This is a genomic window from Candidatus Marithrix sp. Canyon 246 (assembly GCF_001723685.1).
In the GTDB taxonomy this organism is placed as follows: Bacteria; Pseudomonadota; Gammaproteobacteria; order Beggiatoales; family Beggiatoaceae; genus Marithrix.
Genome location: NZ_MCBX01000005.1, coordinates 1 through 18,897 on the forward strand (window position 1 = coordinate 1; position 18,897 = coordinate 18,897).

Below are 18,897 nucleotides of genomic sequence, written 5' to 3' on the forward strand. Positions count from 1 at the left end.
GGCGAGATAGAAATAAATATTTACCTCCTTGCAATAATTCAGTAATTTCTTTAGTCTTATCTACATATAAATAATCTTCTGTGATTATTTCTGAAAATGTTTGAATGCCTATGGGTAATTTTTTCATATTTTCAATTTGGTTTTCTCGAAAATATATATTTTACAGTTAATCTAACATTTTTACAATCAGTAATTGTTTCAACTTTTAGTGCCTTGTTTTACTAAATAATCTAATTTCATATGGTGCTGGATAAAAAATTTGTTCACGTATCTATTTAATTTTATTGTTCCATCTCCAGTGCCAGTATTAACTGTTATAATGTAAGTAGATTTGAATTTCAAAAAACCATGCTAGAAAAAGGTGCTGATGAATTGGTTTGTTTGGGAGCTATTGTTATTATTGAAATCAATAATGGTAATTTTATCAAACATTTTCACAATAAATTAGAGTATAATTATGCGATTAAGTAAATTTGAACAACAAACAATTAAGCAAAACATTTATGCACTGGATGCTAATGCCAAAGTTGTTCTATTTGGCTCACGCACCGATGATGCAGCACGAGGTGGAGATATTGATTTATTAATTATTTCTAATGATCTCAAACGCCATCAGCTTGGAAAAATACGATGGCAATTATGGGAACAGTTAGGAGAGCAGAAAATTGATCTTCTACTGTCAGATACACAATTATCAAATACTTTTGCAAGGGCAGTTTTTAATAAGGGAATTATATTGTGAAAGAAGTACTGAAAGAAAATCAAGTGGCTATGCCAGAGCTATTGATCTCATTGTACGCAAAGTGTTAAGAACAATTGATACTGTCAATCGTGCTGAAAAACGAGGTTTAATAGACAGTGTCGAATCATTACGGGAAATGACTGACTTACGAAATGAAATTTTTCATGATTATATTAAGGCTGAATTGATTGAAACTTTTGAAGAGACGCTAAAGCAAACTGTGAATGTCATTACACTTGCTAAAGGTATTGAAAAATATATTAAATATGTAATTAAATTATGAAAAATATAACGAAATTAGAATCTTTTGCTGTTATAAAAGTTAGTGGCAATGACGCTGAAACTTTTTTGCAGGGGCAATTTACTAATGATGTGCGTCAAGTTACTGCTGAGCAAAGTCAGTTAAGTGCTTGGTGTAGTTCTAAAGGGCGTATTATTGTTAATTTTCGCTTATTTATGCGCGATAATGCTTATTATATAATATTACCAGATGATAGTATAGCTTTTATGCTTAAACGTTTGCAAATGTATGTTTTGCGGGCTGATGTTAAGTTAGAGGATGTTAGCGATAAGTTAAGTTGTTTAGCTGTAGTTGGTGATGCTCCTGAAAATAATTTTGCAGTGTTGCAAGTGGAAACAGGGCGTTATTTGGTGGTAGTTGAAGCTGATGTAGATACTTATGATGTAGATACAGGCAAATGGGAATTATTAAATATTCTTGCTGGTTTGCCTCAAATTGTAGCAGCTACTGCTGAGGCTTTTGTACCGCAAATGGTGAATTTTAATGCCATTGGCGGTGTAAGTTTTAAAAAGGGTTGTTATACGGGGCAAGAGGTTGTGGCACGAATGCACTATCTTGGAACTGTAAAACGTCGTATGTTTTTAGTTAAGTTAGATACTGCAAAGCTGCCACAACCGGGAGATGAGTTAAATGGTATTGGTAAAATTGTTAATGCTCAAGCTCATCCGGATGGTGGAGTTGTAGTTTTAGCAGTTCTTAAAATTAAAGAAGCTGAGAATGATAAAGCTTTGCAACTTATGGAGTTGCCTTATAAACTTTGATTATAAGTACAAGTAAAGATAATAAAAAGGCTAAGCTTAATAGCCATATATAAAGTTCTTTTTTTGGACGAAAAGTTTTTGTTTCTACAATTTGTTGTTCTATTTTATCAAGTTGTTGATAAATTTTATTTAAGCTTAAACTATCTTGAGCTTTAAAATATTGTCCATTTGTGATTTTAGCAATGTTTTGTAAAGTTTTTTCATCTTTTTCTTTAATAGCAAAACCTATTGTATAGATACGAATTCCTGTTTCAGCAGCCCATTCTGCTGCTTGAATAGGATTTGCAACTCCTGCGTTATTACTACCATCTGTAATTAGAATTAGCACGCGATTTTTGGTCTGACGTTTGCGTAAACGTTTTATAGATAATCCTATAGCGTCACCAATAGCGGTAGAACGTCCAGCAAAACCTATTTTTGCTTGATCTAACATGATTTTGACGGTGCGACGATCAAAAGTTAAGGGTGTTTGTACATAGGCTTTTTCAGCAAATAAAATTAATCCAATCCGATCAGCTTTTCTAGCTCCAATAAAGTCACCTATAACTTGCTTTACAACTTTTAGGCGAGTTTGTCCATCTGGTAATTTTTCTTTCATGCTATCTGAGAGATCAACCGCAACTAATAAATCACGTCCAGTTACTGGTAATTCAATTGCTGTGCCTAATAGCTGGGGTCTGGCAGCGGCAGAGATTAATAATATCCAAGTAATCCATAGCAAAATATACAATAACAGATTATTTTTATTGACATTGACAGTATTTTCTTGAGTATGAATTCGTTCAAAAAAAGGAACTCTCAAGGCATTTTGAACTTGATGAGCCGCTGGGGGAAAAAAGCGGCGCACTAGCCAAGGTAGGGGTAAAAGTATAAATAGCCAAGACCATGCAAATTGTATCATTGTTGTTTAATCCATTTTTCTATTAAAAGCATTAATCTGTCAATTTCTATCTGTGGTGATTTTTGATAGGGTGCTACAGATAATGCTTGCCCTGAACCTTGAGTAAATTCCTTGGTATTACCAGTTTTATCTAAAAATTGTAGCCATGTATTGCCATTTAGTTTGGCTACTTGATGCTGTGGAAATTTTGCTAATGCTACGCGCCGTATTAAAATTGATAAATCAATAACTAATTGATTTTGATTCTGATAATGCAATTGTTGTAGTTGTTTAAATTTTTTTAAAGCTGCTCGTCTAATTTTATGCGTGATAAAATAATACTTATAATAGTAGCATGCAGTTGTAAGTATAATTAATAATGCTATTATCCACCATCCAATTGCTGGTGGCCATAATGGTATGGGTGGTGGACTGTGGATGTCGTTTAGTTTTTTTATTAGTTCTATTGATTGATTCATAAGTATATATTTATACCATAGGGTATTCGGAAAATTATATAAAAAATATGATGCCGTTTATAAGTAGTTTGTCAAGCAATTTAAACAGAATATGATAAATAATTTTATAGACCTGTCAGGTCTGAGAGTTTTTCTTTTTCTGAAAAGCTATAGGGTCGGTGATAACCGACCTTAGAAATAATGTGTAAATATATTTTTTGACCATGTAAAGAATTTTGGGTATTTTTTTGCATAAATACTAACTATTAATTATTATATATATCATAGGTTATTACTAAAATGCAATTAAAAAAACTTACAAATTTGGGAACACGCTACCTAATTCATCGCGCCAGTGAAGAACTTTATCTAAAAACTGGTATAGATACCACCAAACCATTCTCTATTAATATAGAAATCAGTAATCGCTGTAATTATAAATGTCAATATTGTGATCATTGGCGATCAAATCATTATCCTGATGAATTAACTATCCCAGAATGGAAACAAGCATTGTTAAGCTTAAAAAAGTTTGTGGGACCTTATACAGTACAATTTTCCGGCGGAGAAGTGTTTGTAAAAAAAGGCTTTATTGATTTATTGCAATTTTGTCATCAGGAAGGAATCGAATGGGGATTGATTACCAATGGTTCTGCTTTTATCAATCATGGGGTGGTAAAAAAAGTTGTAGCTGCTAAACCTATGAATATAGATATATCTATTGATGGTGCAAACCCTGAAGTTCATGATTTGGTACGGGGAGTACCAAATTCATTAAATAATATTATTAAAGGCATCGGTATTCTAAAACAAGAAATGCAGAAGCAGAAAGTAAAGTTTCCAATTAGAATTAAACCAACAGTTAATTTTTATAACTTTCATAGTTTGCCAAAAATAGTTGATTTATTTACTGATATGGGAGCAACTACTATTGATTTTAGCCCAGTTCGCCCTTTGACAAGTGAAGTCAAGGAGAATTTATGGCTATCAAAATCATCAGATATAGAAAAATTACAAGAAGTTGTAGAAACATTAATTACAATGAAAAAAAATGGATCACCTATAGAAACTAGTGAAGAAAAACTCCGTAGTTTTCCTGATCATTTTTTAGGTAAAGCTGTCAATCAAGGTATATCACCTTGTCACATTGGCTTGCGGGAATATTATATGAATCCAAATGGTGATGTGAATTTATGTTGGCTTCATCCAGTTATTGGTAATGTAAAAACGCAAACTGCTCGTGAAATATGGTATGGCGAATTAGCAAAGAAAAATAGAATTCAAACAGTTAAATGTCAAAAATTTGGTTCAGTCGATTGCGCGAACTCATGTATGACTAAAAGATCATTTAAACAAGAAATTAAAAGAGGTTTATTATTTTTTAATAAATAATAATAAATATATAAATATGAAAAATATAGCACAAATTATAGGTTCAAAATGTAGAGCTAAACGCATTGCCCCGCTAAGAGAAATGATTAAAAAAATATATAAAAAATATGGTAAAGTTTCAATAATTGATGTTGGAGGTACAAAAGTTTATTGGAATTTTATAGGCGAGCAATTTCTTAATGAAAAAAATGTTAAAATAACTTTAGTTAATTTACCGGGCACATTTATTAATCCTAAAGACGATAAAATATTTATTTATATTGAAGCAGATGCTTGTGATTTATCTCAATTTAATGATAATTCATTCAATATTGCTCATTCAAATTCAGTTATAGAACATGTGGGATCTTGGGAACAAATGCAACAATGTGCTAAAGAAATTCGTAGAGTTGGAGAAAATTACTTTGTGCAAGCCCCTTATTTTTGGTTCCCTATTGAACCTCATTATATGGTACCGTTTATTCATTGGTTTTCTGAACAAATACGAATTAGCTTAGTAATGAAATTTTCAATAGGGCATATTGAAAAAGCTAAAAATTTAAATGAAGCGGTAAATGAAGTAATTCACATGAATTTGCCAAATCAAACAATGTTTAATCAGCTGTTTCAAGATGCTAAAATCAGAAAAGAAAAAGTTTTTGGTTTAACAAAATCCTTAGTTGCTATCAAGAATGTGGCTTATAATGTTTAAATATTGTTGGTAATATTGATTTGCCATCTTGTCAATTTGAATTAGAACAAATATTAGCGTTTATCATTAGAGGAGGCTATCCTGAAATTTTACAAATAGATAATAAAACAGTAGCTGCTTATATAGAAATATTAGAAGCTATGTACATTATAAAAATCATACCTTCGTATTTTGTCAATCTATCACTTAGTAAGCAGCCTATTAAATTTAAACATAAAAAATCTATTTGAAAATAAAAATGGAATATATGGCAGCATCATTGAAAATTATGTATATACAGAATTATTAAAATTCAGCACATACTCAAAACAAAGCATAAATATCTATCATTTTAGAGATTTAAAAAAAATGAAGTAGATTTAGTCTTAGAAAACAGAGATGGGCGTTTCCAATTGGAAATTTATAATAAAAAGCACTTGCACAATTCAAAATTAAATGTTATATTATTCAGGATTGATTCAATATAGGCGCGTAGCTCAGTGGTAGAGCACTACCTTGACATGGTAGTGGTCGGTGGTTCGATCCCACTCGCGCCTACCAATTTGTTTTTTCCTTCCCCCTCCTTTATAAATCGTTTTATCCAATTTGTGATTTTATGCCTATTATAAGTTTACCTGATGGTAGCCATCGGGAATTTGAGCATCCTGTAACTGTTGCTGAAGTAGCCGCTAGTATTGGCGCTGGTTTAGCTAAAGCGGCTATAGCTGCTAAAATTGATGGTAATTTAATAGATACATCATCTATTATTGATCATGATGTTTCATTAGCTATTATTACTGATCGTGATCCAGAAGCCTTGGAAATTATACGTCATTCTTGCGCCCATTTAATGGCTCAAGCCGTTAAAGCCTTATTTCCAACTGCGCAAGTGACCATTGGTCCAGTTATAGATAATGGTTTCTATTATGATTTTGCCTACGAAAAAAGTTTTACACCTGAAGATTTAGCCAAAATTGAAGCCAAAATGGCTAAATTAGCTTCAGAGAATTTAACTGTTACACGTTCGCTGATGCCACGTGATGAGGCTACTGAATTTTTTAGAGCGCAAAATGAGGAATATAAAGCTCAAATTATTGAGTCTATTCCTAGTGATCAAGATTTGTCATTGTATAAACAAGGTGAATTTATTGATTTATGCAGAGGACCACATGTACCTAATACTGGCAAAATAAAAGCCTTTAAACTCATGAAGGTAGCTGGTGCATATTGGCGCGGTGATTCTAATAATGAAATGTTGCAGCGTATTTATGGCACCGCTTGGGCGAATAAAAAAGATTTAAAAACCTATTTGCACCGCCTTGAAGAGGCTGAAAAGCGCGATCATCGTAAATTAGCTAAGCGTCTAAACTTGTTTCATGTTCAAGATGAAGCACCGGGCATGGTGTTCTGGCATGATAAAGGTTGGACAATTTACTTACTAATACAAGAATATATTCGTAATTTATTACGTAAGAACGATTATCAAGAAATAAATACTCCACAACTAGTGGATCGTTCTTTATGGGAAAAATCTGGACATTGGGATAAATTTGGTAAGGAAATGTTCACCACCCATTCAGAAAATCGTGATTATGCAATTAAACCTATGAATTGCCCTTGTCACGTTCAAGTATTTAATCAAGGATTAAAAAGTTATCGCGACTTGCCGCTACGTTTAGCAGAATTTGGCTCATGCCATCGTAATGAACCATCTGGAACTTTGCATGGTTTAATGCGTATTCGTAATTTTGTTCAAGATGATGCTCATATTTTTTGTACTGAAGATCAAATACAAACTGAGGTTTCTGATTTCATTGATTTAGTCTTTAAAGTGTATAATGATTTCGGCTTTAAAGATATAATCATTAAATTATCTACTCGCCCCGAACAAAGAGTTGGTAGTGATGAAGAATGGGATAAAGCAGAACAAGCCTTAGAATTGTCATTAAATAATAAACAATTAGACTGGGATTTACAACCCGGCGAAGGGGCTTTTTATGGTCCGAAAATCGAATTTTCTCTTAAAGATAGCTTAGATCGTATTTGGCAATGTGGTACTATTCAAGTTGATTTTTCAATGCCCGGACGTTTAGGAGCAGAATATGTAACCGCCGATAGTAGTCGTAAAGTTCCAGTAATGTTACATCGAGCCATTTTAGGTTCCTTGGAACGTTTTATTGGCATATTAATTGAAGAATATGCAGGAGCTTTACCAGTATGGTTAGCTCCTGTACAAGCAGTAATACTTAATATTACCGATGATCAGGCTGAGTATGCTAAAATGATTGAAACTCATTTATTAAAGCATGGTTTTCGTGTCACAACAGACTTGAGAAATGAAAAGATAGGATTTAAAATTCGTGAACATACTTTACAGAAAGTACCTTATCTTTTAGTAGTCGGTGAACGAGAAGTTACAAATCAAGAAATTGCCGTGCGTCTGCGAACTGGTGAAAATAAAGGTAGTCTATCATTAGACGCTTTTATTGAACAATTAAACGCAGATGTTAGGATTTAAAGTTATTTTGGAGGATATTTAATATCGTTTTTGATAAACGCACACGTCTAAATAGTGCAATTACAGTACCTAATGTACGATTAATAGACGCTGAAGGTAATCAAGTTGGTATTGTTTCTAATACTGAAGCATTAGAACAAGCCAAAAAAGCAGAATTGGATTTAGTCGAGATTGTACCTAATGCTAAACCACCTGTATGCCGAATCATGGATTACGGTAAGTTTTTGTTTGAACAAAAACGTAAACAACGTGAATCTAAGAAAAAGCAAAAACAGGTGCAAATCAAAGAGGCAAAATTTCGACCAAATACCGATCAAGGGGATTATCAGGTCAAGCTACGCAACCTGATACGTTTCCTAGAGAGCGGAGATAAAGCTAAAGTCACACTACGGTTTCGCGGTAGAGAAATGGCTCACCAAAATTTGGGTCGTGATTTACTGAAACGTGTAGAAGTAGATTTGGCTGACTATGGAACAGTTGAACAACGTCCAAAAATGGAAGGGCGACAAATGGTGATGATACTGGCTCCAATCAAACAAATTAAAAAATAATATTCGCAACCCTCTATTTATAGAGGGTTATTTAACATAGGAATTATTATGCCTAAAATGAAAACAAATCGCGGAGCAGCAAAACGTTTTAAAGCTACAAGTAAGGGCTTTAAACGCGCTCAAAGCCACCGCAGACATATTCTCACGAAAAAAAGTACCAAACGTAAACGTCACTTACGTTCAACTTTAATGATAAATAAAGCTGATGTTGCCGCCGTTAAAAAATTATTACCTTATGCTTAAAGTGAGAATTATAAAAAATGCCTAGAGTCAAACGTGGTGTTACCGCACACGCCAAACATAAAAAGATTTTAAAAGCCGCGAAAGGTTATCGTGGTGCCCGTCGTAATGTATTACGTGTGGCTAAACAAGCAGTTACTAAAGCCGGACAATACGCTTATCGTGATCGCCGACAACGTAAACGTCAATTTAGAGCTTTATGGATTGCACGAATTAATGCCGCAGCACGTGAATGTGGTTTATCTTATAGCCGCTTAATTGACGGTTTAAAGAAAGCAGAGATTGAAGTAGATCGCAAGATCTTAGCCGATTTAGCAGTTTATAATAAAGATGCGTTTGCAGCTATAGCTGATAAAGCTAAAGCTAGTTTAGCTTAATTTATTCTCATTTTTATTTTGACTGGTTAAGTATTGATGTAGGGTGGGTAGAGCGATAGCGAAACCCACCACATAAGCCATGATAATAATAACAAAAAAAATTTCCCTTCAAAGAAAATGTCAGATCTTCCACAATTATTAATCCAAGTTGAAAAAGCCCCTGATTTAAGCATTCTTGATCAATTACGTGTCCAATTTCTCGGTAAAAAAGGTGTTCTAACTGAGCAACTTAAACAACTAGGTAGTTTACCGGTTGATGAACGTAAAAAAGTTGGTCAAGAAATTAATCGGACAAAAAAAACTTTACAAGCAGCTATTCAAGCGCGTCGTGAGTTTTTACAAGCTGCACAGTTAGAAGCGCAATTGGCGCAAGAACGTATTGATGTAACATTGCCCGGGCGTGGGCAAGCTAGCGGTGGTTTGCATCCAATTACTCAAATCTTACAAAAGATAGAAAATCTATTTACTCAAATTGGTTTTCAAGTCAAGGAAGGTCCTGAAATTGAAGATAATTATCACAATTTCGAGGCTTTAAATATTCCAGCTCATCATCCAGCGCGTGCTATGCACGATACTTTTTATTTTGATGCTAATACTTTATTAAGAACTCATACTTCACCAGTACAAGTTCGTGTCATGAAAAATGAGCAGCCGCCGCTCAAAATTATTGCACCCGGGCGGGTTTATCGTTGTGATTCTGATTTAACTCATACGCCAATGTTTCATCAAATCGAAGGTTTGATGGTTGATACTGATGTCAATTTTGCCGATTTGAAGGGTATTTTAGATGATTTTCTAAAAAACTTTTTTGGAGCAGATTTGCAGGTACGTTTTCGCCCTTCTTATTTTCCTTTTACTGAGCCTTCTGCGGAAGTAGATGTGCAATGCGTCAGTTGTGGTGGTAAGGGTTGTCGTGTTTGTAAACAAAGCGGTTGGTTAGAAGTTTTAGGTTGTGGCATGGTGCATCCTAATGTGTTTGCTTCGGTTGGAATTGACAATGAAAAATACACTGGTTTTGCTTTTGGTATGGGTGTTGAACGTTTAGCTATGTTATATTATGGTGTGAATGACTTACGGTTATTCTTTGACAATGATTTGCGTTTTTTACGTCAATTTAACTAATATTATAGGTACTCATTTATGTTTAAAATACACATATCCTTATTGCTTTTTGCATTTATTTTCTTATCAGGGTGTGGTAGCAGCCCTACAAAAACTACAGGTACATTTGAAGGTAAAGATACAAAACAAGTTCTGGTTGCTTCTAACGATTTACATAAGAAAGGTGATTATACAACTGCTGTTGAAGGTTATAAACAGGCTACTACTCAAGATCCATCTAAACAAAAAGAAACTGCGGTTGCAAATAATAATTTAGCCGTGATGTATTATGAAGGCAAAGGGGTTGCTCAAAATTTATCTAAAGCTTATCAACTATTTAGTAAAGCGGCAGCAACAGGTTTAGCAAATGCTCAATATAATCTTGGTCAAATGTATCATACTGGTAAAGGAGTGCCACGCAATTTAAATAAGGCAAAATCATGGTACAAAAAAGCCGCAGCACAAGGTGATAATCAGTCAATATATACATTAGGTTTAATGGCATATAAGAAACAAAATTTCATTAAAGCCAAAAAACTGTTTCAACAAGCGGCAGCAAAGGGCAATCCTAATGCAAAAATTCATATTGGTAAAATGTATTTTGCTGGTAAAGGATTTGGTAGAAATTATCAACAAGCAGCAAAATGGTTTTTAAAAGCGTCAAATGAGGATAAATCTGCTGAAGCACAATATTTATTAGGATTTATGCTGTATAAAAATCGTAAAAATTTTAAGGAAGCCAAAAAATGGTTTACTAAAGCGGCTAAGCAAAAATATGCTCCAGCAGAAGCGGGTTTAGGACAATTATATTATAGGGGTCAAGGAGTTAGAAGAAGTTTAGGCAAGGCTGTTAAATGGACAACTAAGGCAGCAGAGCAAGGTTTTGCTGATGCACAAAATAATCTTGGTATGATGTATTTTAAAGGTGAAGGTGTAAAAAAGGATTTGGTTACAGCTTATAAATGGGTATCTCTTGCTTCTAAAGGTGGTAATAAGCAAGCTCGTGATGGGCGTACTTTTTTAGTTAAACAATTATCAGTGAAAGATATTACTAAAGGTGAACGCTTAGCCAAAAAGTGGCAATTGCAACATAATGCTCGTTAAACGTCTTACAATTATTGGTGTTGGGTTGATAGGTGGTTCAATCGCTCGCGCCTTAAAAAGAATTAATGCTTGTGACGAGATTATAGGTTGTGGGCGTAATGTAGCTAATTTGGAAACTGCCATTGAATTGGGTGTAATTGATAAGTATGAAACTCAAATTGATCGCGCAGTTGCAAATTCTGATTTGATAATTGTTGCAGTACCTTTAAGATCAATTGCTGGTATTTTTAAGACTATCAGCAAGGAAATATCACCAGACACTATTATTACTGATGTTGGTAGTGCTAAAGCGAGTGTGATTGCTGATGCTAAACAATATTTAGGTCAACATTTTCCACAATTTGTACCGGGTCATCCGATTGCTGGCACTGAAAAAAGTGGAGTTGCAGCTTCATTTGCAGAATTATTTGAAGATCATAAAGTAATATTAACTCCAGTGGCTGAAACGAATCCAGCAGCAGTTGAAACTGTCACTTTAATGTGGCAAAAAATTGGTGCTACAGTTGTAAAAATGTCAGTGGCACAACATGATGAAATCTTAGCTGCAACTAGCCACTTACCCCATTTATTAGCTTATAGTTTAGTTAATACCTTAAATCAAATGAATCCAGAAATCTTTGAATTTGCCGCTGGCGGGTTTAGAGACTTTACTCGAATTGCTTCAAGTGATCCTACCATGTGGCATGACATTAGTCTTTCTAATCGAGATGCTATTCTGAAAATGTTAGGATTGTTTAGAAATCAATTGGATGATTTAACCAAGGCAATTCAACAAGGCGATAGTAGTGAGATTAAAGATATTTTTAGTCGTGCTAAAATCGCTCGCGATCAATCCCTGTGTTAATAAAATGCACAAAGCATAAAATCCCATAGATCTTCACTATTTGCCATTCATCTTCTACCCATGAACCAATAAACGTGCCATCAATAATTCTTCCACTCCATTTTCTAACAAGCGGCAAATTGTATCAGGATCATGTTTAGTTCGCGCTTCTAAGGGTAGGGCATTTTTTAAGCCTTTAAATTCAGTGCTTAAAGCTTCTAAAATTTCATTTTCTTTAGGTATATTCTGTAAAAAATTGCTAATTTCGCCTAATGTTGCTTCTGATTTTTTCGATAATTGTAAATTAATTTTTTCTATCCATACTTTACCTAAGCCAGCATCAGTGGCAACAGCACGGATTTCATTTAACCATCGTTCTGAATTACTATGTAATTCATTATTAATTGGAGATGTTCCTGTTATAACAAAACGTAAAGCTAATGGTCTGTCTTCTGCACTTTCTAAAGCTTTAGTTACTGTTGAATGTGCTTTATCTAATAAATCTTCTGCCACTTCAATTTCACTAGCATCCAGTTCACATATTTGCCATCGCAATACATCTACTGAAATATGGCTCACCTGAGTTTGTCCATCTTCTACTGTTACTAAAGAACAACCTTTAGCACCAGTTTCACGCACATGTCTGCCTTGTAAATTACCAGAAAAAACTATCCAAGGTTTTTCATGTATGATTTCGCGTTGATGCACATGTCCAAGTGCCCAATAATCATAACCATGCGATAATAAACTAGGAATTGTGCAAGGGGCGTAATTATCATGACCATTACGCCCATTTAAAGCAGTGTGAAGTACGCCAATATTAAAATAATCAGAAATAGCATCAGGATAATTTGCACTCAGATCATCAGTAATGGCTTTATTGGCAAAACTTTGCCCATGTATTGCCACTCCTAAATCTTCTAAATATTTAGTCTCAGCCTCTTGATCACTGAATTCAATAACATTATCTGGCAATCGCAATTGTCTAGTGATAGTATTGCTAGCGTCATGATTGCCTAATACCATAAAAACTTTAATATTAGCTTCACGTAAGCGGCTCATTTGCTGATTAAAAAATAAGCCAGTATTATAATCTTTCCAATCACCATCATACAAATCGCCAGCTAACACTATAAAATCAACAGCTTCCTGACATGCCAAATCAATCATATTGACAAAAGCACGTCGAGTAGCACTTTGCATCAGCTCAACTGGTGCCCCTTCATAACGGCTTAAACCACGTAAAGGGCTATCTAAATGAATATCCGCAGCGTGAATAAATTTCATGTTATTTTTTCCTATAAATATGGTCTTGCTGCCAAGCTTATCTTAATAATGAAATTTATTCAAGAACTTATTGAGAATTTATGCTGATCGTATCATAAATTGGTCCCAAAATTGAGAACATTACCCATGCCAATAATAAGCCTAACACTACCGTCATCACAGGCTCTATCAAAGCTTGAAGTTTGTCAATAGATTCAGTTATATCGCGATTATAAAAATAACTCAGATTGAGAAATGCACGATCTAATTCGCCTGTAGTTTCTCCAATTCTTAGCATTGCTAATGTTAATGGAGAAAATAATCCAGTAGTTTCAAAGCTCTCATACATATTTAAGCCTTCTGCAATATTAATTTTCACTTCATCTAAAGCATTCTCAATTACTAAATTGCCGGTAATCTTTTGACATAGTTCCAGACATTCTAATACAGATATACCGCTGCTATATAATAATGCAAAAAAAGTTGCAAAACGCGCTAAAATAATTTTTTTGAAAATTCCACCAAATATCCTTAATTTTAAATTATCAATCAGATAACTAAAGCGAAGACTAAATTTTATTGCAATTTTGAATACAAAAATGATTAGCAATGGCGTGATTAATATCAGATGCCAATATTGTTGAAAGATGTCGGAGATATAAATTAGAAGACGGGTTTGTAATGGTAATTCTGTATTTATGTCATTGATAAATACCACTAGCTGCGGAACTAGATATATCATCAGGAAAAATAATAACGCTATAATTGTTATTAACAGTATTGCTGGATATATCAGCAGCTTTTTAGTTTTTGCGAGGATTTCATCTTGCCATTTTAGTTTTTCTACTAAGTGTTTAAATATAGTATCTAATTTTCCACTTTGTTCACCAACAGTAACTAAATTTATAAAAATAGGGTCAAAAATATCGGGAAAGGCTTCTAAACTTTCAAAGAAACTCGCTCCTCCATAAAGTTCCTCAATTATATCTGCCAATACATCACGAAACCGTGATTGTGAGAGACTATCACGCAATTCAATTAAACCATCTAATAATGGAATACCTGCACGTAGCAAGGTTTCCATCTGAAAACAAAAACTAATTAAATCTCTGCGAGAAACTTGATGAAATAAGGATTTACGCGATTTTTTAGGGCTATAAGAAATGATGTCTAAACCCATGTGTTCTAAACGCGCTTCTAATTTTTCAATACTATTTGCGCCCAGATTGCCTTTAACAATTCGCCCAGCAGAATCCATTGCTTTATATGAGAAATATTGATACATCAGCCGCTAAATAACTCTACGCATCATTTTAATTGCAATTAGTAAAAATACTATTGGTGGTGAAAAGGCACTAATTGCTGGATTTATTCCATAAACTAAAGCCACATTTCCAGTTGCTTGATTCAACATATGAAAACCTACACCCAGTAAGGCTCCAACCAAAACCCGTTGTCCTACTGAAACAGTGCGTAATGATCCAAACACAAAAGGAATTGCTAAGAAAATCATAGTGGCACTGACAATTGGATAACTTAAACGTGTCCAAAATGCTAGTTCATATTGTCTGGTGCGTTGTCCATTGTCTTTTAAGTATTGTATATATTTATATAAGCCGAAACTTGATAGTTGATTTGGGCGTACAACTACAATATTTACTAATGCTGGTTTTAAAATCGCATTCCAAGTAACTTTTGGTAAAAATTCACGTGTAACTTGTTCTTCTCCAATATTTTGTCGTTCTACTTCATATAATTGCCACTGACCATGTTCATAATAAGCAGTTCTGGCATAAGTTAAAGCTTTTAAATTTTGCTTACCATCAACTTGATATAAACTGACACCACCAAAACCACCATCAGGAAAAATAGTACGAATATTAATAAAATCATTACCATCACGCGCCCAAAAACCATAACGCCGACTAAACACCATTTGTTGATTGGCATGTTCAGATTGAGCCATAGCTCGCATATTATGTGCATATTGCCCAGAACGTGGCACCACCAATTCACCGATTAACATCACAATCACAGTTAAAGCCAAACCCAATTTTAATACAGAAACAGCAATACTAAGAATAGAGACTCCAGCGGCACGCATAACAGTCAATTCACTATTATTAGCTAAAGCACCTAGTGCTAATAAACTACCTAATAAAGCCGCGCTTGGAAAGATGTCATAAATATGTTTAGGAACTTCTAATAAAACATATTGAACAGCGTGGGATAATTCATAACGCTGTTTGCCTATATCGTCAATTTCGTCAATAAAAGCAAAGAAGGTAAATAATCCGACTAATACTAATAATACTATTAGTATGCCTGAGAATACTGTACTGGCAATATATTTATCAATTTTTTTCATGGGTTTTTATTTGTTGTTTAAATTTTTTTAATTATACATCATACCAACTAAAACAGCTAAACTTTGTTATACTAACTGATCTTACGCACATTTCTTCTATCTGTGATATATCCTGTAGGTTGGGCTGACGAGAGGAAGCCCAACTTACAATGCGTAACATGAGATCAAAAATTACCAGAATCATTGAAGATCATGGTTTTAGAAGTCCGATATTATGTTCATCAGAAGAACTCTGAGGAAAGATAAAATGTACGAAGATCCAATTGTCGAAGAAATGGGTTTTAGACCTGACAGGTTTTAAAAACCTGTCAGGTCTGTGGCCAGAGTTATTGCAGGGTCAAATAATATTTTTTGTGGTATTATGTCAATAACAAAGATAATAAACAATGGGTATAGCTGGCTATAGATCGTAATACCCGTGAAATAGTTGGTTTTTATCTCGGCAACCGTGATGTTAATGGAGCCCGTGGTTTTTTATGGAATTGCCTTCCACCGGTTTATCGTCTAACGAAGTAACGAAGTAAAGATTAAATAATACCTTCCGCCAACGCATTAGCTTCGCTGACTTCGTATGCCCGTTTTGTAAGAAAGACATTTTCTTTTTCAAAAAAGCTAGAAAACCATACTGCTGCCATTTGGAATTTTATTCATATATTCAAGTTATTCAAATGTTCTGAATGGCTGTAGAATGATCATAATTTTCACGTTAATTAATATTAGTCTGTATAATTAGTAAATCTTCAAAAATTTGTTAGGTAAACCAAAATGTCAAAAAATAATCAGAGTCGAGCACAATTTTTTAAAAATAATCCTAAAGCACGTGCCTGGGCAGCCTTGGATACGGCGACTAATCAGCAAAAAAAGATTACGCCAGGTGCCATTAAAATTAAACCCAATCAGTTTGCTGGCAAGCGTGCCATTATTTTGGGTTCTGGCGTTGCTGGTTTAACCACCGCTTATGAGCTATTGACTCAAGAATCTGGGATGCAGGTTACGGTGTTGGAAGCAAGAAATCGAACAGGTGGTCGTTGTTTGACGCTACGCACTGGAGATACATTAACAGAGGATATCAATAATGAATTGTTTGATTCCTCACCTGGTGAAACACAAGTTGTTCGATTTAAACGACCTCTTGGGGATAGTGAACCCTATTTGAATGCAGGACCTGGTCGTATTCCATCCTCACATAAACGTGTGTTGCATTATTTGAAAAAATTTGCGGTGGACATCGAAGTTTATGTGATGAATAGTGAGTCAAATTTGGTGCAGATGGCAAATGGACCTATTAATTCAGAACCTGTGGCTTATCGCCGTTTGGATCATAACACCCGAGGCTGGTTGGCGCAGATAGTCTATGAAAATGCTGAATCATTGACCCAATCAACATGGCCTAATGAAGAATCCAGTTGGAAAATGCGTACAGAGCAAATTCAAAATTTAATGATTTCCTTTGGTGAATTAGCCCCTAGTGGTGAAAACATCGGGCAATATGCGCCGACTGCGGGCGAAGATGGCTTGGAGAACGGGATTTCACGTGCGGGGTATAAGGTATTACCAGGAGTGGATGCAGGTGAAATCGCTGAGGCTTTAAGTTTCGAGAGCCTGCTAGAATCTGAATTTTGGGATAAAACACGTTTTTACCAACCAGTTGATTTTCCTTGGCAACCAACCTCATTTCAACCAGTAGGCGGCATGGATCAGGTGCAACATGCTTTCGCCCAACAAGTTACAGCTTTGGGTGGGACGATTCATTTAAATAGTCCTGTCAGTTCCATTGATTGGGATAGTGACGCTAATGAATTTATTATTCAAGTCAAGCAGATTGGTACCAGTAAATGTATTGAATATCGAGCTGACTATTGTTTCAGTAATATCGCTATGCCATTCCTAAAAAATATTTTATCGAATAATCTGCAAAGTACAAATACAGATTGTGGATTGAATGATAATTTTAAAAATAGTCTTCAAGCGGTTTATGGTTCTCAGTTTGAACCAAAGGAAGAACCTGATCAAAACGGTTATGTAGCACGTTTTCTCGCGAATACCACCAAAGTGGGATGGCAAGCAGACCGCAACTTATGGCAAGGCAGTCCAATAACACCTTATCATGATAAAAGCTGTAATCAGGAAATACTGGCAGTGCCAAAATCAGAAGCAGGTGTGGTGCCTATTTTTGGTGGTATTTCTTGGACAGATCATGAGATTGTTCAAATATGGTATCCATCCACGGCTTACAACGATGAAAAAGGCGTGTTGACTGGCGCTTATAACTTTTCAGAAACAGCTTTCAAGTGGGGAAAACTTGATGTAAATTCCAGATTAGAAAATGCACAAGAGGGTGCTGGATTATTTGGACAAGCTTTTGCTGATGGATTAAAAGATGGTGTTGCGATTGCTTGGCAAAACATGCCATATATTAAAGGTGGTTGGGCACAATGGCATGTTGTTGAAAATTCAGTAGAACACTTTAACTGTCTAGCCCAAGGTAGCGCGGTCTCTGATGTAGAAGGCAACTTATCGAATCTTAATTTTTTTATTATTGGCGATCAATTATCTTCATTACCTGGTTGGCAGGAAGGCGCAATTGCCTCAGCCTTAAATTCCATTTCTCGCTTAACCCGACCAGATTTGGAAATTCCATATCTTTCAAGTTTACCAGACACTCGATTGATGGTGGAAGGTATTTAAAAAACAATTTTTGGCTACCAATTTCCAATTTAAGGCGGGAGATTTTCTTAGCCTGCCTTAAGTTGGTAGCCTACAAAATATATTAAATAATTCAGACAATGAGAATTTTATTCTCATTGTCAAGATTCAGCACAAGCTAAATTACTAGCTTGCTAATCATTTAGTATCTTCACCAGCAAACCAAGGAATAATAGCATGATTAGGTTAATATTTAATTATATCATCTACATAACTATTATTTTTTCTTCTTCAGAAAGATTGGCAAAATAACCACTATTATTTTTAAACCATTTTTTGGTTTCTTCATAAGAAGGTTTAGTCACTTTGTTAAAATAAAAGCTTAATATAAAACTAAACAATGTCCATAACATAAAAATAAATAAAAATGGAACTGAAAGGATTACTAAAAAGAGGAATAATGGAATGGGTATGGTTTTATCAAAAATTATTCTCGACTTTTCAGAACCAACCATTAGGTGGTTTCCTTGTATTTATAGAAACCCAATTTTTACGCCATGCGTTTAATATATTTGAATCAATCCGAGTCAAGATAATTTTTTTGCCAGTATATTGGTAAAAATTTTTAGAAACTTCATCAAATATAAGTTCAAGAATATTATTCATTATTACCGTTTGAGCAACTTGTTTTTAAGAAAA

The 18,897-nt window shown here is 34.5% G+C and carries 23 protein-coding genes, 1 tRNA gene and 1 pseudogene; 17 read left to right on the top strand and 8 right to left on the bottom strand.

The annotated features are described in order from the left end of the window. Positions 1–127 (bottom strand): AAA family ATPase (locus BHU68_RS16270; protein ID WP_171900386.1); only part of this gene is annotated, 127 nt, incomplete at its 3' end. A 330-nt stretch (positions 128–457) separates the two neighbouring features. On the opposite strand from BHU68_RS16270, the gene BHU68_RS04630 reads away from it, so the two are divergent. From BHU68_RS04630 to ygfZ, 3 genes are all read left to right on the top strand, one after another. Next, the gene (locus BHU68_RS04630; protein ID WP_069470215.1) at positions 458–742 is read left to right on the top strand and encodes a nucleotidyltransferase domain-containing protein; all 285 of its coding nucleotides are present in this window, start codon (positions 458–460) and stop codon (positions 740–742) included. Positions 743–803: 61 nt separating this feature from the next. Beyond that, positions 804–1,025 (top strand): hypothetical protein, encoded by a 222-nt coding sequence (locus tag BHU68_RS04635; protein WP_141698831.1) that lies wholly within the window; start codon positions 804–806, stop codon positions 1,023–1,025. After that, positions 1,022–1,804 (top strand): CAF17-like 4Fe-4S cluster assembly/insertion protein YgfZ, encoded by a 783-nt coding sequence (ygfZ, locus tag BHU68_RS04640; protein ID WP_069470213.1) that lies wholly within the window; start codon positions 1,022–1,024, stop codon positions 1,802–1,804. Before BHU68_RS04635 ends, ygfZ begins: the two co-directional genes overlap by 4 nt. Here the strand turns inward: ygfZ and BHU68_RS04645 are convergent. Then, on the bottom strand, positions 1,779–2,705 hold the full coding sequence (locus tag BHU68_RS04645) for a VWA domain-containing protein (protein ID WP_069470212.1): 927 nt from the start codon (positions 2,703–2,705) through the stop codon (positions 1,779–1,781). The two genes, ygfZ and BHU68_RS04645, sit on opposite strands and share 26 nt — an antisense overlap. Beyond that, positions 2,702–3,163, bottom strand: coding sequence for a DUF4381 domain-containing protein (locus BHU68_RS04650; protein ID WP_069470211.1), 462 nt, complete (start codon positions 3,161–3,163; stop codon positions 2,702–2,704). The genes BHU68_RS04645 and BHU68_RS04650 overlap by 4 nt, the downstream gene beginning before the upstream one ends. A 279-nt stretch (positions 3,164–3,442) precedes the next feature. Here BHU68_RS04650 and BHU68_RS04655 point away from each other — a divergent pair, with 279 nt between their 5' ends. From BHU68_RS04655 to BHU68_RS04705, 12 genes are all read left to right on the top strand, one after another. Then, positions 3,443–4,534 carry a radical SAM/SPASM domain-containing protein gene (locus tag BHU68_RS04655; RefSeq protein WP_069470210.1) on the top strand — a complete coding sequence of 364 codons (1,092 nt, stop codon included), beginning with the start codon at positions 3,443–3,445 and terminating at the stop codon, positions 4,532–4,534. A gap of 16 nt (positions 4,535–4,550) precedes the next feature. Beyond that, positions 4,551–5,225 (top strand): methyltransferase domain-containing protein, encoded by a 675-nt coding sequence (locus BHU68_RS04660; RefSeq protein WP_069470209.1) that lies wholly within the window; start codon positions 4,551–4,553, stop codon positions 5,223–5,225. Positions 5,226–5,245: 20 nt separating this feature from the next. After that, on the top strand, positions 5,246–5,455 hold the full coding sequence (locus BHU68_RS04665) for a hypothetical protein (protein ID WP_069470208.1): 210 nt from the start codon (positions 5,246–5,248) through the stop codon (positions 5,453–5,455). Continuing rightward, positions 5,397–5,582: a DUF4143 domain-containing protein gene (locus BHU68_RS18260; RefSeq protein ID WP_445082165.1), complete on the top strand. Its 186-nt coding sequence runs from the start codon at positions 5,397–5,399 to the stop codon at positions 5,580–5,582. The genes BHU68_RS04665 and BHU68_RS18260 overlap by 59 nt, the downstream gene beginning before the upstream one ends. Positions 5,583–5,690: 108 nt before the next feature. Beyond that, positions 5,691–5,765 (top strand) — tRNA-Val (locus tag BHU68_RS04670). A 55-nt stretch (positions 5,766–5,820) separates the two neighbouring features. Further along, positions 5,821–7,722: a threonine--tRNA ligase gene (gene thrS, locus BHU68_RS04675; RefSeq protein ID WP_069470207.1), complete on the top strand. Its 1,902-nt coding sequence runs from the start codon at positions 5,821–5,823 to the stop codon at positions 7,720–7,722. Positions 7,723–7,745: 23 nt separating this feature from the next. Then, positions 7,746–8,273 carry a translation initiation factor IF-3 gene (gene infC, locus BHU68_RS04680; RefSeq protein ID WP_069470206.1) on the top strand — a complete coding sequence of 176 codons (528 nt, stop codon included), beginning with the start codon at positions 7,746–7,748 and terminating at the stop codon, positions 8,271–8,273. Between the two features lie 48 nt (positions 8,274–8,321). Next, positions 8,322–8,516: a 50S ribosomal protein L35 gene (gene rpmI / locus BHU68_RS04685; protein WP_069470205.1), complete on the top strand. Its 195-nt coding sequence runs from the start codon at positions 8,322–8,324 to the stop codon at positions 8,514–8,516. A gap of 17 nt (positions 8,517–8,533) precedes the next feature. Continuing rightward, on the top strand, positions 8,534–8,890 hold the full coding sequence (rplT, locus tag BHU68_RS04690) for a 50S ribosomal protein L20 (RefSeq protein ID WP_069470204.1): 357 nt from the start codon (positions 8,534–8,536) through the stop codon (positions 8,888–8,890). A gap of 117 nt (positions 8,891–9,007) precedes the next feature. After that, the gene (gene pheS, locus BHU68_RS04695; protein ID WP_069470203.1) at positions 9,008–10,012 is read left to right on the top strand and encodes a phenylalanine--tRNA ligase subunit alpha; all 1,005 of its coding nucleotides are present in this window, start codon (positions 9,008–9,010) and stop codon (positions 10,010–10,012) included. A gap of 18 nt (positions 10,013–10,030) precedes the next feature. After that, positions 10,031–11,095 carry an SEL1-like repeat protein gene (locus BHU68_RS04700; RefSeq protein ID WP_069470202.1) on the top strand — a complete coding sequence of 355 codons (1,065 nt, stop codon included), beginning with the start codon at positions 10,031–10,033 and terminating at the stop codon, positions 11,093–11,095. Then, on the top strand, positions 11,085–11,939 hold the full coding sequence (locus tag BHU68_RS04705; RefSeq protein WP_069470201.1) for a prephenate dehydrogenase: 855 nt from the start codon (positions 11,085–11,087) through the stop codon (positions 11,937–11,939). The genes BHU68_RS04700 and BHU68_RS04705 overlap by 11 nt, the downstream gene beginning before the upstream one ends. A 54-nt stretch (positions 11,940–11,993) precedes the next feature. Here the strand turns inward: BHU68_RS04705 and BHU68_RS04710 are convergent, their stop codons facing one another. From BHU68_RS04710 to lptG, 3 genes are all read right to left on the bottom strand, one after another. Further along, positions 11,994–13,205 (bottom strand): metallophosphoesterase family protein, encoded by a 1,212-nt coding sequence (locus BHU68_RS04710; protein ID WP_069470200.1) that lies wholly within the window; start codon positions 13,203–13,205, stop codon positions 11,994–11,996. 67 nt (positions 13,206–13,272) lie between these two features. After that, positions 13,273–14,469, bottom strand: coding sequence for a type II secretion system F family protein (locus BHU68_RS04715; protein ID WP_069470199.1), 1,197 nt, complete (start codon positions 14,467–14,469; stop codon positions 13,273–13,275). Between the two features lie 6 nt (positions 14,470–14,475). Further along, entirely contained in the window at positions 14,476–15,552 is a 1,077-nt protein-coding gene (gene lptG / locus BHU68_RS04720) for an LPS export ABC transporter permease LptG (RefSeq protein WP_069470198.1), read from the bottom strand. A 351-nt stretch (positions 15,553–15,903) separates the two neighbouring features. On the opposite strand from lptG, the pseudogene BHU68_RS18265 reads away from it, so the two are divergent. Continuing rightward, positions 15,904–16,239: pseudogene (locus BHU68_RS18265) on the top strand (hypothetical protein); the annotation flags it as partial. A 78-nt stretch (positions 16,240–16,317) separates the two neighbouring features. After that, the gene (locus BHU68_RS04725; protein WP_069470197.1) at positions 16,318–18,240 is read left to right on the top strand and encodes a flavin monoamine oxidase family protein; all 1,923 of its coding nucleotides are present in this window, start codon (positions 16,318–16,320) and stop codon (positions 18,238–18,240) included. Between the two features lie 224 nt (positions 18,241–18,464). Here BHU68_RS04725 and BHU68_RS04730 read toward each other — a convergent pair whose 3' ends face one another. Both BHU68_RS04730 and BHU68_RS17130 read right to left on the bottom strand, forming a co-directional pair. Then, complete coding sequence (locus tag BHU68_RS04730) at positions 18,465–18,713, bottom strand: hypothetical protein (protein ID WP_069470196.1); 249 nt, start codon at positions 18,711–18,713, stop codon at positions 18,465–18,467. Next, positions 18,700–18,864 (bottom strand): hypothetical protein, encoded by a 165-nt coding sequence (locus BHU68_RS17130; protein WP_171900387.1) that lies wholly within the window; start codon positions 18,862–18,864, stop codon positions 18,700–18,702. The genes BHU68_RS04730 and BHU68_RS17130 overlap by 14 nt, the downstream gene beginning before the upstream one ends. Positions 18,865–18,897: the final 33 nt, after the last annotated feature.